This window comes from Polynucleobacter kasalickyi (genome assembly GCF_900176405.1).
Taxonomy (GTDB): domain Bacteria; phylum Pseudomonadota; class Gammaproteobacteria; order Burkholderiales; family Burkholderiaceae; genus Polynucleobacter; species Polynucleobacter kasalickyi.
The window spans coordinates 42,861-52,928 of sequence record NZ_FWXJ01000017.1; the positions used below are offsets into that span (position 1 = coordinate 42,861).

Consider the following 10,068-nt stretch of genomic DNA (forward strand, 5'->3'; position numbering starts at 1 on the left):
ATTCGTTCGTCACCGTCTAAATGAGTAAGACTTTTCTGACACAGTTTTCAGCACCAAGTAGGACAGTTAGTTGCCACAATAAACTATGTTCAATAGAAAAATAACCTCCGAATCGTTTGATGACTCTCTAGATGGTTTTGAAGATTTTCTTCAAGACCCTCTTGCAACGAGGGATTTATCAAATAAATCAATGACTAATGAGGCGTCAACCGTTGATTTAGAGACAGGAGAGGTATTACCCACTCCAAATCGAACCACCGCAGTCAACCAAAAACAAAAAGTAGAGCGTTCCACTGCACGCGCATTTAACAAGGTGCAGTTACCACAAAAAGAGGCTTTAACTAGTAACTTATCTGTCTTCATCACCATAGGAGCGAGTTTTTTCTTCAGTCTGATGATTTGTGTCATTGGTTATTTCGTCTATTCGACTGAATTTTCTAAACTATCTCAAGAAATTGTTCAAACATCTGCCAAAGTTTCAGTTTTAGATGAGTCCATGAATCGCTTGCAGACAGTAACTTCTTCCAATGATGAAACCGAGGAAGTGTTTAACCAATTAGAGAATTTATCAAACGAACTTGAAAATCTCGAGAACGCTTTACAAAATCATCTGCAAAGTGCCAATAAACCCGCCACTTTCCAGGCTCCCAAAAAAGCATCTCCAAGTGACTTATTGAAAAACGTGTCTTACCTGGGGTTTTTTGGCACTCCCGATCAACCAATTGCACTGATAACCGTGAAAGATGAAAAAAAAGAGCTTAAAACGGGGCAATTGCTCATTGACTCTTGGCAATTAACCGCCATTTATCCCCAGCATATTACCCTCTCCCATGCTACCGGGATGATTCAAAACATTACTAGGAAAAAGCCATTATTTTGAAAACTATTTTTTACTGCTTTATCTTCTGGATATTTTCTTCTGTTGCCTTAGCTAAAGGTGTTCAAGAAAAAAACCATCAAGATTTGTCAAATAATCTATTACCGAATCATCCAATTCAAATGAATTTTGATGAAATTCCGATTAAAGATGCTTTTGCTTTCTTGGCAAAACTAGGCAATCTCAGCATGATAGGGATTGAAAAAATCGAAGGAAAAACGTCGGTACATTTTAATAACACTCCGTGGCAAGTCGCTTTTGCTTATTTACTTTCAAATCACGGCTTATCATCCATTTACCTCAATCAATCTCTGATTATCGGGGCACCCAAAGAGTTACAGGAAATGAAGAACTATTTTTCAAAACCTACAGAGACTTCAGATTTAACCAAATCTCAACAAGTCCTCATTGAAGCAAGAATTGTTGAAGCAGACTATCGATTTGCAAGAAACTTGGGGGTAAAGCTTGGCTATCAACATCAAGGCTCTTCAAAAGTTCAAGGTAAATTTGCATCAGATTTATCCGCGAACGGACTCAACGGTTTTGATTCACCCATTGCGGCCATTACGATGCTCAAAAAAGGCGTATTACCCTTTTTAGATTTTGAGTTAACCGCACTCGAATCAGATGGGCAAGGAAATATTATTGCTAATCCTCGTATCGTGACAGCCAATAAAACCCTCGCAACCATTGAACAGGGCACTGAACTTCCCTACCAATCAAGTAATAAAGATGGTTCTAAAGTTCAATTTCGCAAAGCGAATCTCAAGTTAGAGGTCACTCCAACCATTGAGGATCAACATATTCTTTTAGATGTAGAAATTAGTAAAGACTCGATAGGCATTAAAACCGAACAGGGATTTGCCATCAACACCAAGCACCTTAAATCCAAAATCCTCGTTGAAGATGGTGGTACTGTGGTAATTGGCGGTATTTATCTGCAAACGGATCGGGAAGACATCGTCAAAATACCCCTTTTGGGTGATATTCCTTATTTTGGAAAGTTTTTTCAGCATCAAACCAAGTTAAAAGACAAAACCGAGCTATTAGTTTTTTTAACCCCTTCTCTAATTGACCATCATGGAAAGCAGTTAATTCATCAAAAATAATCTATTTTTTTGCAGATTTTATTGGTAAGCCAAAAGACACCGTAAAATTGAGGTTATGAATGGAGTTCCAAATAATATTATCCTCGTTGGTTTAATGGGAGCAGGTAAAACGACTGTTGGTAAAGTCTTGGCAAAAAGACTTGGCAAAGTTTTTATTGATAGCGATCATGAAATCGAAAAACGTTGTGGCGTCAAAATTCCTACCATCTTCGAAATGGAAGGGGAGGATGGCTTTCGTAAACGTGAAGCATCCGTTATTAAAGACCTCGTTGCGCTCGACAATATTGTGTTAGCAACCGGCGGTGGTAGTGTTTTATTACCAGAAAATCGAGAAAATTTACGCGAGTTTGGCTACGTCATCTATTTGCGAGCAAACCCACATGATTTGTGGCTAAGAACTCGCCACGATAAATCAAGGCCTTTACTTAACACACCTAATCCTCAAAAGAAGTTTAGGGAATTGTTTGCTATTCGGGATCCGCTTTATACCTCAATCGCTCATCAAATTATTGATACTGGTAGACCCAATGTGAATCAATTAACCAATCAACTGGTTATGCAACTGGAGTTACTCAATTGAAAACTTTAAACGTTAATCTTGGCGACCGCTCATACCCTATTTTTATCGGGCAAGATCTGTTAGATGATGCTCAGTTATTCTCCCAGTTTGCAACCTCCAGCGCGTCTTTCATCGTAACCAACACGACCGTAGAGCCCTTATATGCTGACCGATTAGAAGCCAGTTTAAAGGCGAATGGTCAGCAAGTTATTCGGATTGTTTTGCCCGATGGTGAATCTTTTAAGACATGGGAGACCTTACAAACGATTTTCACTGGCTTATTAGAATCAAACGCTGACCGTAAAGCGACCATCTTTGCGCTAGGTGGTGGTGTGATTGGAGACATGGCTGGTTTCGCTGCAGCCTCTTACATGCGGGGAATTAAATTTGTACAAATTCCAACCACCTTACTTTCGCAAGTTGACTCGTCTGTAGGCGGTAAAACCGGTATCAACCACCCGCTCGGAAAAAATATGATTGGTGCTTTTTATCAACCAATCGCAGTCATTATCGATTTAAAAACACTACTCACTCTGCCCAAAAGAGAGTTAGCTGCAGGATTGGCTGAAGTGGTTAAACACGGCGCTATCGCTGACCACCTCTTTTTGGATTGGATTGAAAGCAATGCCGCAGCATTAAATAATTATGATTTAAGTTGCCTAGAGCATGTAGTAGTGAAGTCCTGCGAGATTAAATCTGCAGTCGTAGCACAAGACGAAAAAGAAAGTGGTGTTCGTGCTCACCTTAATTTTGGCCATACTTTTGGTCATGCGATTGAGACGGGGATGGGCTATGGTGAGTGGTTACATGGTGAAGCGGTAGGTTGTGGCATGGCAATTGCGGCCGAACTTTCCGTACAACTCGGATACCTATCCTTAGAAGATAAAAATCGCCTCATCCGTATCATTCAAACCCTACATTTACCGACTAAGGCTCCCCAATGGGACACGTCAAAGTATTTATCCTATATGTCGCATGATAAAAAGGCGGAGTCGGGGCAAATTAAGTACATTGTGCTCGAAGAGTTAGGTCAAGCCAAAGTGCAAAAGGTTGATGATGACCTCGTTATTTCCACCTTAAAGGTTGCTGGGGCTATTTAATGACTACCCCAGCATCCTATGCTGTAAGGGTTGAAAATAGCAAAGGTCGTGTTCACCAAGAACAAACAGAGCCGACTAATTCAGGCAGAAATCCTTTTCAAAGAGATCGTGATCGCATTATTCATTGTGGTGCCTTTAGACGACTTGAATATAAAACCCAGGTTTTTCTAAACCACGAAGGTGATCACTTTCGCACCCGTTTAACGCATAGCTTAGAAGTGGCCCAAATTGGTCGGTCCGTTGCCAGGAGACTCAATCTTCAGGAGGATCTAGTGGAGGCAATTTGTTTAGCTCACGATTTAGGTCATACCCCCTTTGGGCATATTGGTCAGGATGCACTAAATGATTGTATGAAAGACCATTCTGGGTTTGAACATAATCTGCAAAGTTTATGGGTAGTCGATTTTTTGGAGATTCGGTACCCGACATTTGATGGCTTAAATCTTACTTTTGAAACGCGTGAAGGTATTTTGAAGCACCTTTCGAATAAAAATCTTCATTTACATAAGACTTGGTTAGGCCCGTTGACGAACAGGTTCGAAGATGGGAAGCAACCCAGTCTTGAGGCCCAATTGGCCAATCTGGCAGATGAGATTGCTTATAACAATCATGATATCGAAGATGGGATTCGGTCTGGGTTACTCCACATGGCAGACTTTCATCAAGTCGCAATTTGGCAGGAACAACTCAAAAAAGTTCAAGCAATCTATTCCGGTCTTGATGAGCGAAGACTTAAGCATGAGGTCATTCGACATATGATTCATTTCTTAGTCAATGATTTAGTAAGTCATTCCTTAGAACAATTAAATCATTTTCAACCTAGGACGATCGACGAGGTTCGTCAGATGCCGCAGATGATTGGCTTCTCTCCAGCCACCAAAGAACAAGTGATTGAACTGAAGCGGTTCTTGTTTCAAAACTTATATCGACACCCACAAGTAGTGAAAGTGACGATGGAGGCGGCAGAACAAGTTCGCTTCTTGTTTAAGCACTACACGACATTTCCACATGAAATTCCTGCGCATTTTTTATCTGGTCAGCACTATGACCCACATCGTCGCGTAGCGCACTATATTGCTGGGATGACCGATCGCTTTGCGAAGAAAGAATTTTTGCGTTTAAATCATTAATTAATGGTTAAGTTAACGCCACCCTGCTTTGATATATGTCTTGAAACTGCCGTAAAAAACTCTTCATTTGTTTTCGTATCAAGCCATAATGGCGATGCTTTGGTCCCTGCCCAACGAAAATGATAACCACCTTCTTTTGCGGCAAGCCATAGTTCGTGCAAAGGAGTTTGTAGATTAATTACAATAACGGTATTATTGGGAAACTTTATATTGAGAACGTTGCTACCTTGTCTTTCCGTATCAACGTCAAAATCTGTAGTTTCAAAAAGTTTTTCTAAGGCCTGCTCGACTTTATCGATAGCTAAGTTGGCGAATTCTTTAAATTCGGAATCTTCAATTTTTTCTATTGGGTTTTGCATGATATATTCAGTCAGCCTTATGTTGTTTTTGCTTTGAATTTCCACTTGATGAATAATGAAATATTCCTTTAAATCCTATTGTAGTTATTTTTTATTCTTTTTTCTTTGCGCCTGTGGTGTTAAGGGCCCTCTTTTTTTACCGCCGCCCAGTCCAATGCCTACCAAACCAAGCGCAGAGGAGCCTGTTGGGAAACTTTATCCGATAGAAAAAGTGACTTCAAACCAGTCAGCTCCTAAATCTGCAGGCAGCAACGATTCAAAACCCACTTCGATTCCGTCAGATAATATGACGACTTTTAGCCCAACTATTAAAAATTAATTTATGTCTTCACTTCCCCAATTAATCGGTTTCACAGAGCAACATGGCCAATGGTTTGCAGAGAACGTATCTCTTCAGGCGATTGCAAATGAATTTGGTACTCCTTGTTATGTCTATTCAAAAAAAGCTCTCACGCATGCATTTTCTGCGTACGATAAAGCTTGTTATAGAAAAGATGGGACGCGGCGTGCACGCGTTCACTTTGCAATGAAAGCAAATAGCAATCTAGCAATCTTGAATATTTTTTCTAAATTAGGCACTGGGTTTGATTTAGTGAGTGGTGGCGAACTAACACGTGTGTTAGCGGCTGGTGGTAAAGCTTCTGATTGTGTTTTTTCTGGCGTTGGTAAATCACGGGCCGAGATTACTCTTGCCTTGAAAGCTGGTGTGAAATGTTTTAATGTTGAATCGATTCCCGAGCTTGAGCGAATCAATGAAATTGCGGGTAGTCTTCAGTTAAAGGCGCCAATTTCATTGCGCGTAAATCCCGATGTCGATGCGAAAACGCATCCGTACATTTCAACGGGCTTAAAAGACAATAAGTTTGGCATCTCTTTCGGGGATGTTATTCATACTTATCAAGTGGCTCATCAAATGCCAAACATTCAAATCCTTGGGATTGATTGCCACATTGGTTCTCAAATTTTAGATATTAGTCCGTTCTTAGATGCCCTTGATCGAGTGTTATCCTTAATTAGTGAACTCGAATCACTTGGTATTACTATTCATCACTTAGATATAGGTGGCGGTCTTGGAATTGATTATGGTGGAGATACTCCTCCAGATATCACCTATTTCGCCAATACTTTATTGGATCATATTGAGTCAAAAGGTTTTCAACAATTGGAAGTTATCTTTGAACCTGGTAGATCTTTGGTTGGTAATGCTGGGGTGCTACTTACTTTAGTCGAGTATTTAAAACCCGGTGAAACCAAAAACTTTTGTATTGTTGATGCGGCAATGAATGACCTAATGCGTCCATCAATGTACGAAGCCTATCATGCGATTGTTCCTGTCCAGTCAACCCATGTCGAACCCACTTTGTATGACGTTGTAGGACCCGTTTGTGAAACGGGTGATTGGCTTGGTCGTGATAGGACTTTAGCAATTCAACCTGGTGATGTTTTAGCAATTTTATCCGCTGGAGCATATGGTTTTAGCATGTCCTCTAACTACAATACGCGCCCAAGGGCTGCTGAAATTTTAGTAGATGGCTCTTTGGTACATGTCGTGAGGGAGCGCGAAACCTTTGAACAATTACTGCAAGGTGAAAAAACCCTCTCATAATCGCTTTAAGTTCTTAATAATTAAAGATTTTTTGGTTTTAAAACCTCTATTGAATAGCGTCGTTTAAGGTTCAGTTTTTTCTCTAGTTTTTGTCCCAAATAATTGGTTTTACTTTTCATTTTTATCAGACGTAAAAAAACCTCCAGTTGACAACTTGGAGGTTTTTTTATTGAAGCTTACCGCTGAATTAATGCAAGCCAGCGATATAGTCTGCGACTGCTTTTAATTCTGTATCTGAAAGTTTGGCTGCAATCATATTCATTTGTACATTTTTACGGGCGCCAGATCTAAATGAAATCAATTGCGTCTCTGTATACTCAGCCCATTGTCCGCCAACCCGCGGGAATTGAACTGGCACACCAGCGCCTGCTGGGCCGTGGCATGATGCACAAGCAGGAACGTTTTTAGCAGCAATACCGCCACGATAGATGCTTTGACCTAATTCAATCGTTTCTTTAATTTTTGCTGTTCCTGGTTTAGCCACTTGTTTATTTAAGTATGCAGAGATATTGGCCATATCTGTTTCTTGTAACATAGCAGACATTCCCATCATGACTGGGTTTGCGCGTTCTCCTGCTTTAAAGTGTTTTAACTGCATGCTGACATATCCAGCATGTTGGCCTGCTAATTTTGGCCATGCGCCTGAAGCACTATTACCATTTGGTCCATGGCAACCTACGCAAGCTGTGATTCCTTTGCTAGCATCTCCGTTAGAATAGAGTGCTTCACCTGCTTTAATATCAATTTTTTGCGGTGCGGAAGGCTCATTTGCATTTGCTAGGTTCGAGATGCAAATACTTGCGGCTAAAGACGCTAACGCAGTTGATACAACAGCATATCTGAGGCTAGATGAAAGTTTTTTTAAGGTAATGGCTTGCATTTATTAGTTTCCCAAGTAATTGAGTTAATTTTATCTTTGTAATTTTACAATACCTTCATAAAATGGATCATTATGTCAAAAATTCAACAAGCTAAGTTTTTTGTTACGGTAAATCACTTAGTTGATTTACCCAAAGATCCGATCCCTGAAATCGCATTTGCAGGTCGTTCAAATGCAGGTAAATCCACAGCGATTAATTTATTGTGTAATCAAAAAAGATTAGCTTTTTCCAGTAAGACGCCTGGACGAACTCAACATATTAATTATTTCTGTATTCCCGATAAAGATGAGACCCTACTTGGTCATTTAGTTGATTTACCGGGTTACGGGTATGCACAGGTTGATTTTAAAATAAAAGCGCACTGGGAAAAACTATTAAGTTCGTATTTACAAGAACGCGCCCAATTAAAGGGCATGGTTCTTATCGTTGATTCTCGTCGTGGTTTGACAGATCTTGATCGTAATATGCTTGAATGGTTTTGTCCTACAGGTAAACCTGTACATATTCTTGTTACTAAAGCTGATAAATTAAATCAATCAGATAAAGCACTAGTTTTAAAGTCTGTCCGTGATGAACTAAAATTATTAAATTCAACGAAACCCAAGTTTGGTACCTTAACTGCACAGTTGTTTTCTAGTATTAAACGCATTGGGATTGAAGAGGCAGATGATTTGGTTTGTAAATGGCTGGGTTTATCTGACGATTCCAACATAAGTATTTAACTTTGCTAGGACTATATGGCTAACCAATCTTCGAACGTTTCTTTACAATTTCCTACCCATCGCCCTAGACGATCACGTCTGCATGACTGGTCTAGGAAATTAGTTCAAGAAACTGATCTTAGTCCTCGTAACTTTATTTATCCTGTGTTTGTGCAGGAAGGTTCAAATAAAAAAGATGCGGTTGCTTCTATGCCCGGTGTATTTCGTGTTTCTTTGGATCATTTATTGAATATTGCTAAAGAGTGTGTTGAACAAGGGATTCCTGTACTAGCGCTTTTTCCAGTCATTGAAGCACCTTTGAAGTCACTTGATGGTGCGGAAGCATACAACCCTAATGGTTTAGTTCCAAGGGTGGTTAAAGCACTTAAAGAGCACTTTCCTGATCTTGGCATCATGACTGACGTTGCCCTTGATCCTTATACAAGTCATGGTCAAGATGGAGTCATTGATGATGATGGATATGTTTTAAATGAAATCACCTCAGAAATTTTAGTTAAGCAAGCTTTGGTACAAGCTGCGGCTGGTGTTGATATTGTTGCTCCATCTGACATGATGGATGGTCGAATTGGCAAAATTCGACAAGCTTTAGAAAGTAATGGCTTTATTCACACCCAAATCATGGCTTACTCGGCTAAATATGCTTCTGCCTTTTATGGTCCTTTTAGAGACGCAGTTGGCTCTGCGAAGAATTTAGGTAAAAGTAATAAAAAAACCTATCAAATGTCCTTCACCAATAGTGACGAAGCTCTTCGAGAAGTTGCTTTGGATATTTCGGAAGGCGCTGATATGGTCATGGTTAAACCAGGAATGCCTTATCTTGATATCCTGAGTCGCGTCAAGTCAGAATTTTCCTATCCAACTTTCGTCTATCAAGTAAGCGGTGAATATGCGATGCTGAAGGCAGCTTCAGCCAATGGTTGGCTTAACCATGATCAGGTAATGATTGAGTCTCTAATGGCATTTAGAAGAGCTGGGGCTGATGGTATTTTGACTTACTTTGCGATTGATGCGGCAAAGTTGTTAAATCAATCTAAATAATTCTTAATCTCTATTCATTAATTTCTATCAGTTAGGTAATGTGAGTGCTATCACTCTGCATGGTTTTGGCATTATGAATTGCTGACTTGTTGCAATGACTGACTTTGAACATCTTATGGTTCATTTGTCACCAGCATGCTATCTATATAGATTCGGAAGAAACATCTGAGATAGTTTTAAGCAGAGATTAGTCGCTGTAGTTGTAGCCCTTTGATAAAGTAAGCGAAGTCGGGCTATTCGTAAACAAATCTTATCCTCAGCCTACATGAAGTCCTTACTGAGTCAAAACGGAATCCTTACGTAGGTCTTACATACATCACACCTTGTTGAAGGAATGTGAACACCTTGTTTTTGTCGTGTTTTATTATTTCAAAAAGATATTGACGGCGTCAATGCGCTCGAAAATACAAAGTCAATGTTGGTTATAACGGTATCTAAAATGACCTCTAACAAGATAATCTCAAATTTTGCCAACTGCTTACCATTGGTTGGAAAGATTAATTTCCTAAAAAAACACCTCCCCACAAAGAGAAGTCTAAGTGATAGCTAGAAGATAGGAAGTAGAAATAGGAGTAATAAAGTAAAAACCCCACAAAGCAAAAAACCCAGATCGTTAGATCTGGGTTTTTCTTAAAGGTGCCTGGCAATTACCTACTTTCACACGGGTAATCCGCACTATCATCGGCG

General features: G+C 39.8%; 11 protein-coding genes. 9 read left to right on the forward strand and 2 right to left on the reverse strand.

The features are described from left to right. Nucleotides 1–85: 85 nt before the first annotated feature. Genes B8983_RS12655 through B8983_RS12675 form a run of 5 tightly spaced genes read left to right on the forward strand, consistent with a single transcriptional unit; the run spans nt 86 to nt 4,775 of the window. Entirely contained in the window at nt 86–880 is a 795-nt protein-coding gene (locus B8983_RS12655) for a hypothetical protein (RefSeq protein ID WP_084285622.1), read from the forward strand. Beyond that, a complete protein-coding gene (locus B8983_RS12660; protein ID WP_084285624.1) occupies nt 877–1,986 on the forward strand; it encodes a secretin GspD/PilQ domain-containing protein in 1,110 nt (369 codons plus the stop codon). The genes B8983_RS12655 and B8983_RS12660 overlap by 4 nt, the downstream gene beginning before the upstream one ends. A gap of 55 nt (nt 1,987–2,041) precedes the next feature. Then, entirely contained in the window at nt 2,042–2,566 is a 525-nt protein-coding gene (locus B8983_RS12665; RefSeq protein WP_084285627.1) for a shikimate kinase, read from the forward strand. Then, entirely contained in the window at nt 2,563–3,645 is a 1,083-nt protein-coding gene (aroB, locus tag B8983_RS12670; RefSeq protein ID WP_084285631.1) for a 3-dehydroquinate synthase, read from the forward strand. Before B8983_RS12665 ends, aroB begins: the two co-directional genes overlap by 4 nt. Then, nucleotides 3,645–4,775 carry a deoxyguanosinetriphosphate triphosphohydrolase gene (locus tag B8983_RS12675; protein ID WP_084285634.1) on the forward strand — a complete coding sequence of 377 codons (1,131 nt, stop codon included), beginning with the start codon at nt 3,645–3,647 and terminating at the stop codon, nt 4,773–4,775. The genes aroB and B8983_RS12675 overlap by 1 nt, the downstream gene beginning before the upstream one ends. Here B8983_RS12675 and cyaY read toward each other — a convergent pair. Continuing rightward, nucleotides 4,772–5,134: an iron donor protein CyaY gene (gene cyaY / locus B8983_RS12680; RefSeq protein ID WP_084285638.1), complete on the reverse strand. Its 363-nt coding sequence runs from the start codon at nt 5,132–5,134 to the stop codon at nt 4,772–4,774. The genes B8983_RS12675 and cyaY overlap by 4 nt on opposite strands. A gap of 55 nt (nt 5,135–5,189) precedes the next feature. Here cyaY and lptM point away from each other — a divergent pair, with 55 nt between their 5' ends. Next, entirely contained in the window at nt 5,190–5,453 is a 264-nt protein-coding gene (gene lptM / locus B8983_RS14410; protein ID WP_084285640.1) for an LPS translocon maturation chaperone LptM, read from the forward strand. A 3-nt stretch (nt 5,454–5,456) separates the two neighbouring features. Next, nucleotides 5,457–6,740, forward strand: coding sequence for a diaminopimelate decarboxylase (lysA, locus tag B8983_RS12690; protein ID WP_084285642.1), 1,284 nt, complete (start codon nt 5,457–5,459; stop codon nt 6,738–6,740). A 187-nt stretch (nt 6,741–6,927) separates the two neighbouring features. On the opposite strand, the gene B8983_RS12695 is transcribed toward lysA, so the two are convergent. Beyond that, on the reverse strand, nt 6,928–7,620 hold the full coding sequence (locus tag B8983_RS12695) for a c-type cytochrome (RefSeq protein ID WP_084285644.1): 693 nt from the start codon (nt 7,618–7,620) through the stop codon (nt 6,928–6,930). Between the two features lie 72 nt (nt 7,621–7,692). Between B8983_RS12695 and yihA the strand changes: the two genes are divergently transcribed. Together yihA and hemB are read left to right on the forward strand one after the other, a co-directional pair. Next, on the forward strand, nt 7,693–8,343 hold the full coding sequence (gene yihA / locus B8983_RS12700; RefSeq protein ID WP_084285646.1) for a ribosome biogenesis GTP-binding protein YihA/YsxC: 651 nt from the start codon (nt 7,693–7,695) through the stop codon (nt 8,341–8,343). Between the two features lie 15 nt (nt 8,344–8,358). Further along, on the forward strand, nt 8,359–9,381 hold the full coding sequence (gene hemB, locus B8983_RS12705) for a porphobilinogen synthase (RefSeq protein ID WP_084285647.1): 1,023 nt from the start codon (nt 8,359–8,361) through the stop codon (nt 9,379–9,381). Nucleotides 9,382–10,068 lie beyond the last annotated feature (687 nt).